This is a genomic window from Streptacidiphilus anmyonensis (genome assembly GCF_000787855.1).
Classification (GTDB): domain Bacteria; phylum Actinomycetota; class Actinomycetes; order Streptomycetales; family Streptomycetaceae; genus Streptacidiphilus; species Streptacidiphilus anmyonensis.
Genome location: NZ_BBPQ01000024.1, coordinates 63,464 through 79,002, shown reverse-complemented (window position 1 = coordinate 79,002; position 15,539 = coordinate 63,464). Strand labels below are relative to the sequence as shown.

The 15,539-nt window shown below is 72.1% G+C and carries 15 protein-coding genes; 7 read left to right on the top strand and 8 right to left on the bottom strand.

The window, feature by feature from the left end; translation table 11 throughout:
* Window positions 1-27: 27 nt before the first annotated feature.
* Window positions 28-1,323: a phenylacetate--CoA ligase family protein gene (locus TR50_RS21455; RefSeq protein WP_042423913.1), complete on the top strand. Its 1,296-nt coding sequence runs from the start codon at window positions 28-30 to the stop codon at window positions 1,321-1,323.
* A 30-nt stretch (window positions 1,324-1,353) separates the two neighbouring features.
* On the opposite strand, the gene TR50_RS21450 is transcribed toward TR50_RS21455, so the two are convergent.
* The 3 genes from TR50_RS21450 to TR50_RS21440 all read right to left on the bottom strand — a co-directional run bounded on the left by TR50_RS21450 (window position 1,354) and on the right by TR50_RS21440 (window position 3,376).
* A complete protein-coding gene (locus tag TR50_RS21450; RefSeq protein WP_042423910.1) occupies window positions 1,354-1,863 on the bottom strand; it encodes a hypothetical protein in 510 nt (169 codons plus the stop codon).
* Between the two features lie 86 nt (window positions 1,864-1,949).
* Window positions 1,950-2,525, bottom strand: coding sequence for an NUDIX domain-containing protein (locus tag TR50_RS21445; RefSeq protein ID WP_084700671.1), 576 nt, complete (start codon window positions 2,523-2,525; stop codon window positions 1,950-1,952).
* A gap of 134 nt (window positions 2,526-2,659) precedes the next feature.
* Window positions 2,660-3,376 (bottom strand): G1 family glutamic endopeptidase, encoded by a 717-nt coding sequence (locus TR50_RS21440; protein ID WP_042423908.1) that lies wholly within the window; start codon window positions 3,374-3,376, stop codon window positions 2,660-2,662.
* Between the two features lie 773 nt (window positions 3,377-4,149).
* On the opposite strand from TR50_RS21440, the gene TR50_RS21435 reads away from it, so the two are divergent.
* Both TR50_RS21435 and TR50_RS21430 read left to right on the top strand, forming a co-directional pair.
* On the top strand, window positions 4,150-5,370 hold the full coding sequence (locus tag TR50_RS21435) for a hypothetical protein (protein ID WP_042423905.1): 1,221 nt from the start codon (window positions 4,150-4,152) through the stop codon (window positions 5,368-5,370).
* Window positions 5,367-7,709 (top strand): tetratricopeptide repeat protein, encoded by a 2,343-nt coding sequence (locus TR50_RS21430; protein WP_052441168.1) that lies wholly within the window; start codon window positions 5,367-5,369, stop codon window positions 7,707-7,709. The genes TR50_RS21435 and TR50_RS21430 overlap by 4 nt, the downstream gene beginning before the upstream one ends.
* A gap of 25 nt (window positions 7,710-7,734) precedes the next feature.
* Here TR50_RS21430 and TR50_RS21425 read toward each other — a convergent pair whose 3' ends face one another.
* Together TR50_RS21425 and TR50_RS50115 are read right to left on the bottom strand one after the other, a co-directional pair.
* Window positions 7,735-8,703, bottom strand: a complete 969-nt coding sequence (locus tag TR50_RS21425; RefSeq protein ID WP_042423901.1) for an aldo/keto reductase — start codon at window positions 8,701-8,703, stop codon at window positions 7,735-7,737.
* A gap of 57 nt (window positions 8,704-8,760) precedes the next feature.
* Complete coding sequence (locus tag TR50_RS50115; RefSeq protein ID WP_369405762.1) at window positions 8,761-9,216, bottom strand: cold-shock protein; 456 nt, start codon at window positions 9,214-9,216, stop codon at window positions 8,761-8,763.
* Between the two features lie 189 nt (window positions 9,217-9,405).
* Here TR50_RS50115 and TR50_RS21415 point away from each other — a divergent pair, with 189 nt between their 5' ends.
* Together TR50_RS21415 and TR50_RS21410 are read left to right on the top strand one after the other, a co-directional pair.
* On the top strand, window positions 9,406-9,867 hold the full coding sequence (locus TR50_RS21415) for a hypothetical protein (RefSeq protein ID WP_152648534.1): 462 nt from the start codon (window positions 9,406-9,408) through the stop codon (window positions 9,865-9,867).
* Window positions 9,864-10,295 (top strand): hypothetical protein, encoded by a 432-nt coding sequence (locus TR50_RS21410; RefSeq protein WP_042423895.1) that lies wholly within the window; start codon window positions 9,864-9,866, stop codon window positions 10,293-10,295. Before TR50_RS21415 ends, TR50_RS21410 begins: the two co-directional genes overlap by 4 nt.
* 33 nt (window positions 10,296-10,328) lie before the next feature.
* Here TR50_RS21410 and TR50_RS21405 read toward each other — a convergent pair whose 3' ends face one another.
* The gene (locus TR50_RS21405; protein ID WP_042423892.1) at window positions 10,329-10,979 is read right to left on the bottom strand and encodes an HAD family hydrolase; all 651 of its coding nucleotides are present in this window, start codon (window positions 10,977-10,979) and stop codon (window positions 10,329-10,331) included.
* A gap of 84 nt (window positions 10,980-11,063) precedes the next feature.
* Between TR50_RS21405 and TR50_RS21400 the strand changes: the two genes are divergently transcribed.
* Window positions 11,064-11,543, top strand: a complete 480-nt coding sequence (locus TR50_RS21400; protein WP_042423889.1) for an HIT family protein — start codon at window positions 11,064-11,066, stop codon at window positions 11,541-11,543.
* On the opposite strand, the gene TR50_RS21395 is transcribed toward TR50_RS21400, so the two are convergent.
* Entirely contained in the window at window positions 11,536-12,060 is a 525-nt protein-coding gene (locus tag TR50_RS21395; protein ID WP_042423886.1) for a GNAT family N-acetyltransferase, read from the bottom strand. The genes TR50_RS21400 and TR50_RS21395 overlap by 8 nt on opposite strands.
* A gap of 87 nt (window positions 12,061-12,147) precedes the next feature.
* The gene (locus TR50_RS45685; RefSeq protein WP_042423882.1) at window positions 12,148-12,900 is read right to left on the bottom strand and encodes a DUF4118 domain-containing protein; all 753 of its coding nucleotides are present in this window, start codon (window positions 12,898-12,900) and stop codon (window positions 12,148-12,150) included.
* A gap of 256 nt (window positions 12,901-13,156) precedes the next feature.
* Here TR50_RS45685 and TR50_RS43630 point away from each other — a divergent pair, with 256 nt between their 5' ends.
* Window positions 13,157-15,340, top strand: a complete 2,184-nt coding sequence (locus TR50_RS43630; RefSeq protein WP_063775114.1) for an amino acid permease — start codon at window positions 13,157-13,159, stop codon at window positions 15,338-15,340.
* The last annotated feature ends 199 nt before the right edge of the window (window positions 15,341-15,539 follow it).

Here is a 15,539-nt window from a genome sequence, read left to right as displayed (position 1 = left end):
GAGACGACACGGACAAGACCCCGACCGATGAACCATCACCACCAGACCACAGCGGACCTGATCGCCTTCGCACGGGAGCACTCGCCGTTCTACCGTGACCTCTACGCCGGCCTACCCGCCGGGACGGCCGACCTCACCGCCCTGCCCCTGGTCGACCACACCGCGTTCTGGCAGGCCCACGGCGCCACCACCAGCCAGGTCCTGACCGGACCGCACGACGACGGGATCGTCTTCAAGACCGGCGGCACCACCGGTGCGCCCCGCGTCTCGCGGTACACCCGCGCGGAGTGGCGCGCGATGTGCCACCGCTTCGGCGAGGGCCTGCCCGCCGCCGGGCTGCTCCCGGGCGACCGGGTGGCCAACCTCTTCTACGCCGGGGAGCTCTACTCCAGCTTCGTCTTCACGCTCAACCTGCTCCAGGAGGCGCCGATCCCGACGGTCCAGCTGCCGATCGGCGGCGCCGCGCCGCTCGACTACACCATCGACACGCTGCGCGACTTCTCCGCGACCGTGCTCGCCGCCCCGCCCACCTCGCTGTGCCGCCTCGCCCGCGAGGTGGTCGCCGGGCCTGGCACACTGCCGGACGTGCGCCTGGTCCTGTTCAGCGGCGAGGCCTTCTACGGCGACCAACTCGCCCTGCTGGCACGGGCCTTCCCCGCGGCCCAGGTCCGCTCCATCGGCTACGCCAGCGTCGACGCGGGCGTCCTGGCCGGGCCGGTGGCAGGCGAACCGGACGCACGGATCCACCAGGTCTTCACCACGGACAAGATCGTCGAGTTGCTGGACCCGGAGACCGGTGAGCCGATCGAGGAGCCCGGCCGTCCGGGGCGCGTGGTCGCCACCGACCTCGCCCGCCGGCTGATGCCGGTCATCCGCTACCCCGTCGGCGACCTGGCGGAGTGGACGGACTTCGCGCAGCGGCGGTTCCGCCTGCTCGGCCGGTCGGAGGAGGGCGCCCGGGTCGGCGTCGTCACCGTCTACCTGGAGGACCTGCGCGCCGTCGTGGCCGCGGCCGACGCCCGCCGCCGGATCGCCGACCTCCAGATCGTGCTGCGGCACCGCGACGAACGCGACGAACTGGTCCTGCGGCTCGCGGACGCCCACAGCGAGGGGGAACAGCAGGAGGAGCGGCAGCAGGAGGAGCGGCAGTCGCTGGCCCGGGACATCACCGAGCGCCTCGGCGAGATCCGCCCGATGTTCGCCGACCACGTCCGCAGCGCCCTCATCCACCCGCTCGCGGTGGAGTGGGTCGGCGCCGCGGACCTGACGGTCAACCCGCGCACCGGCAAGCTCGTCCGCCTCCTCGACGAGCGCATGGGCTGACGCCGACCGCACGGGCCGTGCCGGGGAGCGTCAGCGGGTGCGGAGCGGCCACGTCAGCGTGACGCTGCCGTCTGGCAGGAGCGGGTGCCAGCGCGCGGCGAAGTCGTCGAGGCGGGCCAGGATGCGCTCGACAAGCGGCGACTTGGCGAGGCCGGGCTCCGTCGAGGACAACCACACGGGCAGGTCCGAGCGCCGGCCTGCCCGCACCTGCCACAGGGGCTCGCACAGGGAGGCCAGCGTCTCGGACCGGGCCATGTCGGCTCGCTCGGCCTGGTCCGGCCGCCGCTTCGCCTCGCGACGCGCCTGACGCCTCCGGACATCGGGGTCGGCCGCCCAGAAGATGTTGCTCCGCCCGGCTGCGATGCGGCCGAAGACACCGCCGCAGAGCCCTGCCTCCGCCTCCACCAGGAAGTGCACGGCGTCGTGCGGCAGGTGGTCGTCGTAGCCGGGCCCCTGCCGGGGCGCCAGCTGCGGACCGCGTTCGCGCACGACGGTCATCCGGTAGCGGCGCCCGGCCAGCTTGGTGAACGACACGTCCATGCCCGGCACGGTAGCCGTCGCCGCCGGAAGATCGCATGCGGTTATGCAGGCGACCTCCCCCGCTTGTGTGAGGTCGCGGACCGGGATCAGTCGCCGCTGGGGCGGCTCTGCGCGGCGAGCAGCAGCGCCGTGACGCTGCCGGCTTCGGTGACGACGCCGGAGCGGACGAGCTCGACGGCTTCCGCCAAAGGGACCTGGCGTACCGTCATGTACTGCTCGGTCGCGTCCCGGTGCACGGACCCGGCGGTCAGGCCGGTGGCGAGGAACAGGTGGGTGCGGGCGGCCGTGCTCGTCGGCAGGGGATGGATCGAGCCCAGCGGCTGCCAGGAGGCGGCGCGCCATCCCGTCTCCTCCGCCAGCTCCCGGGCCGCAGCGAGCGCCGGGGCCTCGCCCGCCTCGATGCCGCCGCCGGGCAGGTGGAGCATGCGCCGCTGCGGCAGGTAGAACTGGTCCTCCACCAGCACGACCCGGCCTTCGGCGTCGAGCGCGACGACCCGCACCCCGTCGGCGACGCGCACGTGTTCGTAGAACTCCGGCGCCGCGGGCCCTTCCAGCACGTCCTGGTACAGCTGCACGAACCGGCCCTCGTACACCGTGCGGCGCTCCACCAGCCGCCAGAGGTCCGGCTCGCTCGTCGTCTCGTCATGACCAGGTGTCAGCATCCCGCCAGGATGCCGCCTGCGGCGGCCGGAGGGTAGGGATCCGGATCCGCAGCAGCGTGTCCGGGAGGCGTGGTCCTCACGACGCCTCCCGGACACGCCGGGCTGGGCTCCGACGACAGGTCGGACCCTAGCTGCTACTCGTGCAGATACGTTTCTGTGAAGGCGGTGCCACCCGACAGCGCACCCGTGCGGGCCTCGGTGGTGCCGTTCGAGCTGGGGTCCAGCGCGGTCGGGCCGGAGGATCCGAGGGACGAGCCGTTGACGGTGGCCGAGGTGAAGTTGAGAGTGCCGAAGTTGGGGTAGGCCCCGGTCGGCGACTCGATGATGACCTCGGCGCTGGCGCGCTTCGCGGAGGAGAGGGACTTGGACGTGGTGTAGGTCCAGCCCCGCGTGGAGTCGGTCAGCTTCAGGGTGTACTTGCTGCTCCCGGCGTAGGTCACCGAGGCGGAGATGGCGTCACCGGCCTTCACCGGGTACGAACTGCTGCTCAGGTAGACCGGGTTCGCCGGGTACATCTCGTACCAGGCCTGGTCCACGGGGCTGCCGCTGGAGCAGTCCGTCGCCACACCGGTCTGCTCGACGGTCGAGCTGCCGTAGCCGTCGATGCCGACCCAGGGGGCGTAGAGGTCGTTGCTGGAGTTGCAGGTCGCCTTGGGCTCGGTCCAGCTCGCCGCGACCGAGGTGAATCCGCTGCCCGTGGCGGCGTAGCCGCCCCAGTTGTAGCCGTTGATGTTGTAGTGCAGCGGGCGGAACGACAGTCCCTGAGCGGCGGCCACGGAGACCGGCACGGCGGGTGCGGCGAGGGTTGCTGCGGCCGCGAGGGTGGCGACGCGTATCAGGAATCTGCGCATGCTGGCTCCTTCGTGAGTGACGATCAGGACGCTCGTACGCCGGCCGCCGCGTGGGCGCCGATGGAGAGCATGCCGCTTGTCATGACTCATAACAAGGGGTTGGACACCACGAAACGTGGTGGTTACTGACCCGCAATCACGGAGTGCCTCGCCCGCCGCCTCGTCGGGATCTTTCAATGCCTCAACTTGCCTAGTTTTATTGTGTGTTGAATCTGCAAGGCGACCCGGGGCACTACGTCGTCGAACGTACTGATTCCGTGAAATGGGCTTCACAACTTCCCCACGCGCCTCCCTCTTTCATGTTCACGGTCAAGCTCTGGCGCTGTGAGCGACCCGGTAGTTCAATGCGCTGCGGGACCCCCTCCCGCACCGCGCGAAAGCCCACCCGGCCGCCCGCACCAGGCGTCGGCCGTGCCCGTCACCGCTGCTCCTCGCGCCTCGGACCGTTCTGTGTCTGCCCGCACCCACCTGTCGCTCCGCCATGCCCTCCGCCGGCGCCGGCGCCAGGTCGCGTGGCCGGGCCCGGACTCCGGCCCGTACGGCCGGTGCACCCCTGCACACGCCCGAGAGGAGGGAAGTTCATGAAGAAGATGCCGATCCGCAAGGCCGGTTCCATCCGTCTGACGGTGGCTTGTTACTACAGCTGCAACGCCGCCTGACAGCACGGACCGGGGCTGGTTCGACCGCCCTCGGCCGAACCGGCCCCGGTCCCCCGGCCCCCTGGCCCCGTGGCCGACCGCCTGCTCCCGCCGCCCCAGGAAGGCATGCCGCGTATGAGCACCACCGCTCCCGGCGGCTCCGCCGTCATCCGCCTGCGCCGCCTCACCATGGTCCCCGAGGACGACGGCGTCATGGTGGGCCGCCCCGACATCGCCTCCTACGCCCTGTTCCCCCAAGCCGGGGCCGAGTTGCTGCGCATGCTGGACGCCGGCACCCCGCTGCCCGAGGCCGTGGCGTGGTACGAGCAGGCCTGCGGCGAGGAGTTGGACGTCCCGGACTTCCTCGACGCGCTCGACGGCCTCGGCTTCCTGCTCGCCGAGGACGAGGAGGAGCCCGAACCGGTCCCCGTGCGCTGGCAGCGCCTCGGGCGCTGGGTGTTCTCCTGGCCGGCCTGGATCGTCTACGCCGCGCTCACCGTCGCCGGGGTCGCCGCGATGGTCGTCCACCCGGAACTGCGGCCCAGCTACCGCAACGTGTTCTTCACCGACTACCTGGCCCTGATCCCGGTGGGCCTGCTGGGCACCGCCATCGCCGGCATCCTGCTGCACGAGGCCGCGCACGCCCTGGCCGGTCGCCGACTTGGCCTGCCGTCCCGGCTGGGGATCAGCCGCCGCCTGTACTACGTCGTCGCCGAGACCAGGCTCGACGCCCTGCTGAGCGTCCCGCGCAGGCGCCGGTACCTGCCGTTCCTGGCCGGAATGGTCACCGACACCGTCCTGTGCGCGAGCCTGACCCTGCTCGCCTGGGGCCTTGACCGGCCCGGGATTCCGGCCTGGTGCCACCGGCTCTGCCTCGCCGTCGCGTTCAGCTGCGTGCTACGCCTGATCTGGCAGTTCATGTTCTACCTCCAGACCGATCTCTACTTCGTCGTCGCCACCTTGATGCGCTGTCAGGATCTCCAGGCCGCCACGAAGTTCCTGCTGCGCACCCGGATCCGCCGCGCCCTGCGGCGCCCTGTTCCGCAGCTCGCGGACGACGAGGCGGAGTGGTCCGACCGCGACCGAGCCATGGCCCGCTGGTACGCGCCCGTCCTGGTGGCGGGCTACGGCTTCTCCCTGGGCAGTCTGGCCTGGGCCGGCATCCCGACCATGTGGCGGTTCTGGTCCACGGCCGTCCGCCGCTTCACCACGGCGGGCACGCCCGTCGGCAGCCGGATCGACGCGGCCCTGTTCGCCGCCATGGCCGCGTTCGAGATCGGCGTGCTCATCCATGTCACGTTGCGGGACCGGCGTGCCCGGGCCCGGACCCCCCGCCCCGAAGGAGCCACGGCATGACGACGTCCGCCCCACGACACCTGCGGGTCAGCCCCGCCGCCTCCGGAGCCCTGGAGGGTTCCGGACCTTCGGCCGACGTCTCCGCGGCCGGGCCACGGGTTCCGCAGCCCGACCTGCACGTCTGGTGCCACCGCAACCTGCGCGGTCCGTTCACCGGCGCCGGCTCCCTGCTGCGCGGCATCATGCCGGAACTGACGGAACGCCACCCGGCGATCCCCGCCGCCCGTCCCACCGAGGTGGCCGCCGTCGCACCGGAGCTGGAGGTGCTCCCGCCCCAGACGCTCACCAACACCGCGATCCAGCAGGAACGCACCCGCTTCTACCCCGCCACCCGCGCCCTGCGCATCGCGCACGGCCTGGCCGAGCTGCTGGTCGACTGGGCCCGCGCGGAGCACCCCGGCGGCGTCGTACTGGCATTCCGGGACCTGGACCACGCCGACCCCACCGACCGGGACTTCGTCGCCGTCCTGCTGCGCCGGTGCGACCCCGCGGTGCTGACCGTCGTCGCCGAGTCCGACCCCGAGCGCGATCGCGACCGCGACGTCCGCGACGACCTGCTCGCCGCCGCCCTCGCCGCCTGGACGGTTCCCGCCACCGGCGCCCTCGCGCCCCTGCCGCCCGTCGACGGCGTCGACGCCGCCCAGCAGTTCATCGACTCCGACGGCACCACGCGGGACCCGGCCGCCATCGCCGCCTACGAGGCGCTCCCGCCTCACGAGCGCGCCCACCGGCACACCGCGCGGGCCGAACTGCTGACCCGGCGCGGCGAGCAGTCGCTGCTGCACGGCGCCGTGCCCTACCACCGCGAACGCGGTCTGGACCGCGCGGGCGCCGGTCTCGAGGCCTTCGTCGCCGGCGTCAACGGGTGCTTCAACCTCGGCTGCTACGAGGCCGTCATCGACCTCGCGCTGCGCGGGCGCGCCCTGGTGGCTGACACCAAGCCCAAGGAGTACTGGAACCTCACGCACAAGGTGGGCGCGGCCCTGTCCTACCTCGGGCGCGGCGAGGACGCGCTCGGCTGCCTCCAGGAGATCCGCGCCGGAACGACCGAGCCGGTCACCCACATGAACGCCGCGTACCAGCTGGCCATGCTGTACACGCGCTTCCTGCCGAGGGAACTGCACGACGAGGACCTCGCCATGGGGTGGGTCAACACCGCCATCGCCATCGCGGAGCGCGAGCCGGACCCGGTGCGGCGCGCGCTGGTCCGCGCCTTCATGCGCAACGCCCGCGCGCTGGTGGAGCTGCACCGGGGCAATCTCGCGGGGGCGCTGGACCTCGTGGGCGAAGCCATGGCGATCACCGACGCCGACTGCTCACCCGATGAGCAACTCCTGCACCGCTCGGTCCTGTTGTACAACCGCGCCCAGGTGCGCGCGGCGACCGGCGACCATGTCGGCTCGCTGCGCGACTACGACGCCGTCATCGCCCAGGACCCGCTCTACGGCGACTACTACTTCGAACGCGCCGCGCAGCACCGGGCGCTGGGCGCGTACGAGGCGGCCTTCGCGGACTACGCCGAGTCCGTCCGGCTGACCCCGCCCTTCCACGAGGCCCACTACAACCGGGCCGACCTGCTGCGTGAACTGGGCCGCACGGACGAGGCGCTGGCCGATCTCGACTACGCGATCGAGATCGAGCCCGAGCACGTCGACTCGCTCATCAACCGCGCCGATCTGCGACTGGCGCGCGGCGACGCGGACGGGGCGCGGGCCGACATCAGCCGCGGCCTGGAGCTGGAACCGTCGAACCCGCACCTGCTCGCCGCGCGGGGCGCCCTGCTGGCCGAGACCGGCGACCCCCAGGGCGCCCTCGCCGACTACGGGGCCGCGCTGGCGGCCGATCCGACGCTGGTCCCGGCCTGGGTGAACCGCGCGGTGCTGTGGTACTCGATGGGACGCTCCGCCGACGCGGTGGCGGATCTGGACCAGGCGCTGGCGCTGGACGGCGACCTGACCGAGCTGCGCTTCAACCGGGCCGTCGCCCTCCAGGAGCTGGGCGAGCACCGGCGCGCACTGGCCGATCTGGAGGTCGTGGCCGCCCAGTTCGCCGAGCCCGCCGAGCCGGCCGAGCCCGGCGTGGCGGCGGACGGCATCGGCGGCGCGGGCGGGACCGGCGAGGCGGGCCAGGTCGGCGGGCCGGGCGAGCCCGGCGACGCGGGCGGGCCGGATCCCGAGGTGCTCTACCGGCGCGGCCTGAGCCGTCACGCCCTCGGAGACGTCGAGGGCGCCGCCGACGACTGGCGGGCCCACCTCGCCGCCTACCCCGGCCCGGAGGGCTCGCCGTTCGCGAAGGAGATCGAGGCCCTCAACGGCGCCCAAGCGGGCGACCTGCCGTAGGCGTGGCGGCCCACCGGCGCCCGCCTCAGCGGGACGGCCGAACCCCGGTGGGCTCCGCGTCGAGGAGCGCGTCGATCTCGGCCAACTCCTCCGGAGTGGGCACCCACTGCCCGGCTGCGGCATTGGCGCGGACCTGCTCGGCGTTGCTCGCGCCGGCGATGACCGAACCGCAGCCGGGCCGCGCGGCGAGCGCGCCCACACCGATCTCCAGGACGCTCCGGCCGTGCGCCTCGCCCCACGCGGCGAGACGCTCGACCGCGTCGAGGCCCGCCTCGGTCACCCGCTCGGGCCGCGACGCCAGGCGCGAGCCTGCGGGCACGCCCGTGGCGCGGCGCACCTTGCCGGTGAGCAGGCCGTTGGCGAGCGGGAAGAAGGGCAGCACGCCCAGGCCGTAGTGGAGCGCCGCGGGCACCACCTCGCGCTCCACTCCGCGTTCGAGCAGCGACCACTCGTTCTGCGCCGAGACGAACGGGACGGCCCCGATCTCCCGTGCCACGTGCGCGGCCTCCGCGATCTGCCAGCCGGGGAAGTTGGAGTGCCCGATGTAACGCACCTTGCCCTCGCGCACCAACTCGCTGAGCGCGGCGAGCGTCTCGGCGATCGGCGTGCGCGGGTCGGGGGTGTGCAGCTGGTACAGGTCGATGTGGTCGGTCTGCAGGCGGCGCAGCGACTCCTCGACCGCGCGCCGGATGTAGGCCCGTCCCCCCTTGGCCCCGGCCGCCGGCCCGTAGCCCAGGTCCGCGTGCGCGTGGCCGAACTTCGTGGCCAGCACGACCTCGTCGCGCCGCCCCTTCAACGCCTGGCCGAGCAGCGTCTCCGACCCGCCACCGCCGCCGTACATGTCAGCGGTGTCGAAGAGCGTCACCCCGACGTCGAGCGCGGCCTCGACCACCTCACGCGTCTGCGCGGCGTCGAGCCGCCCACCGAAGTTGTTGCAGCCGAGGCCGACCACCGAGACAAGGAGTCCACTGTTGCCGAGCGTGCGATAGTCCATGGCGTCACTCTAGTTTCGGCACGGCCTGACGGCCGGTCAGCACGACAACCGTCGCGGTCAGAGCTGCTCGGCCAGAATGCGGATGTGGTCCGCCTGGGGCCCCTTCGCACCCTTGACGGTCTCGAACTCGACGCGCTGTCCGTCCGCCAGCTCGCGCGGGCCAGGGCGTTCGATCTGGGAGTCATGGGCGAAGAGGTCGGGCCCCGGCTCGTCCGGCGTGATGAAGCCGAAGCCCTTCTCGGCGTTGAACCACTTCACCCTGCCGGTGCTCCGATGCCCGGCGGTCCGGTCCTGCGGTACGGCATCCACCGGTGCTGCGGGGACGGGGGAGAGCATGGGCGCCAGAAGGCCTTCGAGTACGGCGACGCGTCTGCTGAACTCCGCCGCCAGGTCACCCAGCGCCGCGATCTCATGCCGCAGACGCTCGGCGTCCGCCGTCGCAAGCGGAGCGCGCCGCGCCGCCTCCTGCTGGTCGCGCTTGGACGCCCAGAACCCCACCGGACCCACCCCCATGGCCTCAGGTCAGCAGGATACCGGCCATCAGGCAGCCCAGGGGATGCCACACCCACAGGGTGGAGTCACCGGACCGGCCGGCCCGGTTCCCCGCCGACGCCTCGATCCTGAATCGACGAGACCGGCCCGGAGCCGGCACGGGGCGTGCCAGACTCCACGTGTGAGGTGGGCAGGAGAGGCGGTGCACCCGTGTCCGGTGGCGTGGAGCTCCTCTTCGACGTGGGGTCCCTGGTCATCGCCGTTCCGGTAGCCGTCCTGCTGCTCCGCTTCCAAGCCCAGGTGGAGCGCCTTGAGGAGCAGCGCCGCCAACGGGAGCTGGCCCGCCGGATGGGCTACGTCGTCTTCGACTTGCTGCTCGCCTCCACTGGCAGGTTCGCGAGCGGCATCGTCATGGGAGCCGGTGGCGGTAGCCTCAGCGGTCTTTCCGCCCGGGCAGCGGAGATCACGGCGCAGGCCATCGCGGCGCAGGCTGCCCAGGCCGGGCCGAACCTTCTCGAGGTCGGCGACGACCCGGACACAGCTCAAGCCGCCGCGTCCATGACCTCCGGGCTGGACCAGCTGTTCCTCGCTCTCGGACCCCCACCGGATCCCACCGGCACCCCGCTGGACGCCCCTCTCGTTCCGAGCCAAGGAGGAGGTGCCCGGGAATGACGGACGCACCTACCGCTCTTCCAGGTCCGACCGGCCTGGAAATCGCGACGCAGTGGGCCGCGCTGCCTCCGGAGCATCTCAAGGCCGCGTTGCAGCGTCTGGAACCGGAACTGAAGCGCGCGCACGAGGCCCGGATGGAGACACTGCGGATCGCCGAGGCCGCACAGCAACGGCAGCTCGCGCTCGACGAGAAGGAGGCGCACCGGGACTTCCTGCTGCGCGCCGGCGGGCTGGCGGCCGGGTTCGTGCTGGCGGGCGGGATGCTCGGGGCAGCCGTGACCGCGGTGGTCCAGCACGAACCGTGGGTGGCGAGCGCCTGGGGAAGCACGGGCATGATCGGCGTGATCGGCACGTTCATACCCAGGTTCCGCGTCGCTCCCGCGGGCGGGAGGCCCGCTGTGGGCGAGGCCACGGCCTCCGACTCGTGAGCGGCCAGTGCTCAGTGGGCTCCAACGGCCTTCTCACAGGTGGTCGAGTACCTGCTTCAGTTGACCGATCAGCGCGGTCGCTCCCGCTGCGGCCAACCGGTCCGCCGGCATGAGGGCGGTGTAGCCGAGGACGTCCATTCCCGCCGCGCGAGCGGCGAGGACGCCGTTGGGACTGTCCTCGACGACCAGGCAGTCACGCGGGGCCACGCCCATCCTCCCTGCGGCGTGCAGGAAGAGGTCCGGGGCCGGCTTGCCCACCCCGCCGACGTCCTCGGCGCTGAAGACCAGGGCGGCCGGCAGGTGCTCGCGCAGGCCGGATCGTTCCAGGGTCAGGTCGATCCACGTGTGGTCCGACGAGGAGGCCAGGCAGTAGCGCAGCTTCCTGCGCTGTAGTTCCGCAAGCAGTTCGACGGCGCCGGGCGCGGCGTCGACGCCCGTGTGGAACGCGGCGAAAACCCGGTCGTGGCAACGGGCGGTGAAATCCTGCGGCAGAACGCCACCGAAGCGGTCGGCCACCACCGTGTGGACGTTACGACCGGCGTTGCCGAGGAAATACCGGAAGGACTCCTCGAGGGTGGTCGGGTAGCCGAGCTCCGTAAGGTAGCCGGAGAGCACGGTGTGAGCCGTGGTCTCGCTGTCCACGAGTGTTCCGTCATTGTCGAAGATCACCATCTTGTAGGCCATCGCGGCAGGCTACAAGGCCGCGCGCCCGGGTCTCACGGTGATACGGGTGACTCGCTACCGCTCCTGCGGATAGGGTGCGCGATCATGGTGGACGACTGGCGGGACGACCGGATCGGCAGTGCGCTGAGGGGTGCCAACCCCACGGTGCTCCGACGGCTGGACGCCGGCTTCGCGGTGATCGGCGATGTGCAGTTCCTCCCCGGGTACTCGGTCCTGCTGGTCGACGATCCCGAGGTGCAGCGCCTGTCCGACCTGCCGCGAGGCAAGCGCCTCGCCTTCCTCGCGGACATGGATCGGCTGGGCGAGGCCGTGGAGCGGGCCTGCCGCCGCCTGGACCCGGAGTTCCGGCGCGTGAACCTGGAGATCCTCGGCAACGCCGACCCCTTTCTGCACGTCCACGTGTGGCCGCGCTTCGCGTGGGAGCCCCCGGACCTCGTCCGCGTCCCGGTGTGGCTGTACGCCCGTGAGCACTGGCACGACCCCGCGACGGCGCTCGGACCGCAGCACGACGAACTGCGTGCGGCGATCGGCAACGAACTCGACGCGCTCGGCGCGGTCAGCTGATCGTCAGTTGCCAGCGGATCTCGCCGTCGTGCCACTGGTCGGTGGGGGTGAGTCCGGCGGCGGTGGCGACGGAGGCGGAAGCCTTGTGGTCCGGGTGGATGTGGGCGACGACCGTGTGGACCCGGTGCTGTCGGAGCCAGGTGACGAGCCCTTGGGCTGCCTCGGTGGCGATGCCGCGCCCCTGCCAGGGGGTGCCCACCACCCAGGCGATCTCGGCGGTGGGTCCGCGGTCGGCGTCCTCGGTGATCGTCGCCTGGAGCGTTCCGGTCAGAGCAGAACCCGCCGCGTCGTGCAGTTGGATGACCCAGTTGCACCAGGATGCGGCGGGGTCGGGTGAACCGGCCACCCAGCGTTCGTAGCGGTCGCGCAGGGCCTGGGCGGTGTCCGGGGCGCCGCCGGTGAAGGTGTGCAGGCGGGGATCGGACAGGACGGCGGCCATCTCGGCGGCGTGCTCGACCTTCAGGGGCAGCAGGGTCAGCCGGTCCGTGCGGATGGTTTCGGGCCTGAGGGTGGTCACGGTGCCTCCTGGTCGGGATGTTCGACGAGTATGCCCCGGTCGAAGCAGGCGCCTGCGGCACGGCAGAGCCCGGCGACTGCCGACGGGTCAGGCGCGGTGGGCCGTCGGCGGGCGTTGGAGGGCGACGGCGGCCTGGTCGGCGAGGGTGACGGCGGTCAGCCGGGCCTGGAACGGGGCCGGGGCACCCGGCGTGGGCACCAGGACGAAGCCGCCCCGGTAGCTCTCGCCTGCCACCACCACCTGCAGTTCGATCTCGGCTCCCGGCATGCCCAGCTTCTCGACGTCCCACTCGCGGTGGCCGACCGTGATCCGTCCGTCCTCGGTGAGGCGGGCCGTCCGGCCAGGGTCCGGTTCGGCGACGAATCGGCACTCGCGCAGCCGCAGCAGTTCCGTCAGATGCCGTTGCACCAGGTCGAGGACCGCCTCCGGGTCCGCGCTGGACTGGGCGAGCCGCGCGGCGCCCTGGATGCGCGTCAGATACTCCGTCCCGGAGGTCGTGCTGGCCTGGAGTTGTCGGCCTCGGGACGCCAGTTGTGTGATGGCCAGGCTGACGACCACCAGGATCAGCACGGTGACGATCTGGGGAGCGCTGGTCAGCTCGAAGGACTGATAGGGGCCGGCGAAGAAGAAGTCGTACCACACCGCCCCGGACAGGGCCGCGACCACAGCCGCAGCCCGGCTTCCGAGCGTCGCGACGGCCACCACCAGTGCCACGAACAGCAGTTCCTTGTCCCGGTTGGGAAGCGAATGCCGGAACGGCAGCACGACATTGCTGAGCAGGAGCGGCCCCGCGAGCGCGAGGGAGAACACCGCCTGTCTTCGGGTCACATGCACCCTCATGCGCGACACCCCTGTCTTCGCAGCTGAGCCCCGGACTGGGTGTTTCGAGGTTTCAGGTCCACTCTGGATTCTACAGCGATCGTCCGCTCTCGAACTGTCCACCCAGGACAGGAACACCCGTACCAGGTACTGAACCCCCAGCGGCGAGGTCGACACCATGGACGAAAAAACCTCAGGTTCACCCTCGGCGGCCCCTGAACCCCCCGCACCGGTGCAACCAGCGGGCGACCGCCCGGAGCGTGGTCTGCGTCCCCGCGTGAACGTCTGGCAGGCCGCGGGCCTGTCTGTCGCCCTGATGGCGCCGAGCGTGGCGGTGGACATCAACCCGCAGGCGGCCGCGACGGGTCTGGGACGCGGGGTCGCGCTGGGTTTTCTGGTCGCCGGTGTCAGCGTGCTGCTCGTCGCCTACTCGTTCGTCCGGCTCAGTCAGCACTTCCATCACTCCGGTTCGGTCTACGGGCTGGTGGGGGCCGCCATAGGGCCGCGTTCGGGAATCGTCGCCGGGTGGGGGCTGCTCGGGACCTACGTCTTCTTCGGAGTCACGACCTCCGTGATCGTGGGCATCCTGACATCGGACTTCCTGCGGCAGGTCGGCGCGTGGTCCCACCCGCCCGGCGGCTTGCCGTTCGTCCTCGCCGGCTGCGCGCTCGTGCTGGTCTGGCTGCTCGCGAGGACGCCGATCCGGCGCGGGACCAACCTCCTGCTCCTGGTGGAGTGCGCCACCGCGGTCGTGATCCTCGTCGTCGTCGCCGTGGTGACGGTGCGGCTCCTCGGCCGCAGCACGCCGTCGGGGCAGCGCTTCACGCTCTCCGTCCTCGAGATCCCCCGGGGCACGTCGCCGACCTCGCTGTTCCAGGGCCTGGTGTTCGGCTTCCTGTCCTTCGCGGGCTTCGAGGCCGCGTCGACCCTGGGCGAGGAGGCCACCGACCCGCGCCGCAGCATCCCCCGGGCGATGGTATGGACGACGAGCCTCGGGGGTGTCTTCTTCGTCGTGGTCACCGCCGTGGCCATGATGGGTTTCGGCACCGACAGCGCCGGCGTGGCCTCCTTCACCCGCTCCGGTTCGCTGCTCGGCAGCCTCGCCACCGCCTACCTGAGCGCCTGGGTGGGCGCCGTGGTCACCCTGGGAGCGACGGTCGCCGCCTTCGGGAACTGCCTGGCGTGCACCGTCGGGGCGAGCCGGCTGCTGTTCGCGCTGGCCCGGGACGGAGTGGGAGACCGCGGACCCGGCCGGCTCTCCGCCGACGGCGTCCCGGCGCGCGCCGTCACGTGGGTCGTCCCGGGCATGGCGCTGGTGCTGGCGATCTGCGCCACCGTCTTCGGCGCGGGTCCGGCGGAGGCGTTCCGCTGGACCAGCACGATCGGCACGCTGCTGATCCTGGTCGTGTACGCGCTGACCACGCTCGGCGGCATCCGCCTGATCTTCGTTCAGCACCGCGTCGAGGTGCCCTCGTGGGAAGGGGCCGTCCCGCTCGCCGCCCTCTTCCTGCTCGGCGCGACGCTCTACCACAACCTCGTCGGCCCTGAGCCGGGAGCCGGGCACTGGCTGACCGTCGTGGCGTTCGGCTGGCTGGCCGTCGCCCTGGTCGCGGTGGGCGCCAGGCCGCGGTCCGCGCGGCGCTTCGGCACGCGCCTCACGGAGGCGGCGGGGCTGCGATCGCCCGCACGGATCCCCGACCCCTCGCGGCAGTCCCGCAGACGGGTCGTCGTCCTGGTCGGGGCGTGCGGCCCGATCGTCATCTCCCTTGTCCTGCTTCCCTTCCAGGGCGCCGAGCTCCAGACGCTGGGCGTGGCGGTCCTCCTCGGGTTCGGCATCGCCGTCTCGGCTTTCGGGGTCCGCGCGGCGGACATCCTGGCGAGCCTGCTCGGAGCGGTGTGCTACTACGTCTTCTTCATCCCCCCGTATGGCCACCCGTCCTCGGCGAAACCCGACATCAGCGTGCCGCTGATGCTGATGGCGATCTCGCTCGGCATCGGATTCCTGGCCCGCCGCAACAGGCGGCTCGCCCGGGGGACGGCCGCCACGTCCGACTACCTGAACCGGATCCACGAGACCGCCCGGCTGGCCCAGTCGAGCACCCATGTCGAGCCCGTCCTGGACGCCGTGCAGAAACACCTCGTCGAGCTGCTGCGGCTGCGCGGATGCCGCTTCAGGTACGAGAACGCCCCTGGCAGGCGGTCGCGTCTGGAGGAGGACGGCAGCGTCATCATCGGGCGTGCCGCCTGGGACGTCGACCGCCTGGGAATGCCTCGTTCGGAGCTGGAGCTCCGCGTCTTCGCGGGCGGCTGCTACCAGGGCCGGTTCGTGCTGCTCCCGACCCGCGGCGCAGCGGTCCCGCTGCAGGCCAGGCTCACCGCCCTGACCCTCGCCGACCAGGCGGGCGTGGCCCTGAGCCGGCTCCAGCCCCCGTGGATCCGCCGTTGGGACCAGGACCGCTGAGAGTTGAGCGGCAGGGTCGGCTTCGCCGAGTGGGCCTCCGGGCGGTCGGGGTTCGCCCGGAGGCAGCGCCGTCCCCTGGCGACTCCCCCGGTCACCGGGCCTGCCTGGTCGCGGGTAGGTGGATGGGTGGGTGCGGGCCGGCCGACTGGGTGCCCTGAGTGGGTCGTGCGCCTGCGGGGCGAGTAGCCCGGGGCTTGGA

Bases quoted from the DNA above. Each gene is read 5' to 3' on its own strand.
- TR50_RS21455 (WP_042423913.1), top strand. From the start codon at position 28: ATGAACCATCACCACCAGACCACAGCGGACCTGATCGCCTTCGCACGG.
- TR50_RS21450 (WP_042423910.1), bottom strand. From the start codon at position 1,863: ATGGACGTGTCGTTCACCAAGCTGGCCGGGCGCCGCTACCGGATGACC.
- TR50_RS21445 (WP_084700671.1), bottom strand. From the start codon at position 2,525: ATGCTGACACCTGGTCATGACGAGACGACGAGCGAGCCGGACCTCTGG.
- TR50_RS21440 (WP_042423908.1), bottom strand. From the start codon at position 3,376: ATGCGCAGATTCCTGATACGCGTCGCCACCCTCGCGGCCGCAGCAACC.
- TR50_RS21435 (WP_042423905.1), top strand. From the start codon at position 4,150: ATGAGCACCACCGCTCCCGGCGGCTCCGCCGTCATCCGCCTGCGCCGC.
- TR50_RS21430 (WP_052441168.1), top strand. From the start codon at position 5,367: ATGACGACGTCCGCCCCACGACACCTGCGGGTCAGCCCCGCCGCCTCC.
- TR50_RS21425 (WP_042423901.1), bottom strand. From the start codon at position 8,703: ATGGACTATCGCACGCTCGGCAACAGTGGACTCCTTGTCTCGGTGGTC.
- TR50_RS50115 (WP_369405762.1), bottom strand. From the start codon at position 9,216: ATGGGGGTGGGTCCGGTGGGGTTCTGGGCGTCCAAGCGCGACCAGCAG.
- TR50_RS21410 (WP_042423895.1), top strand. From the start codon at position 9,864: ATGACGGACGCACCTACCGCTCTTCCAGGTCCGACCGGCCTGGAAATC.
- TR50_RS21405 (WP_042423892.1), bottom strand. From the start codon at position 10,979: ATGGCCTACAAGATGGTGATCTTCGACAATGACGGAACACTCGTGGAC.
- TR50_RS21400 (WP_042423889.1), top strand. From the start codon at position 11,064: ATGGTGGACGACTGGCGGGACGACCGGATCGGCAGTGCGCTGAGGGGT.
- TR50_RS45685 (WP_042423882.1), bottom strand. From the start codon at position 12,900: ATGAGGGTGCATGTGACCCGAAGACAGGCGGTGTTCTCCCTCGCGCTC.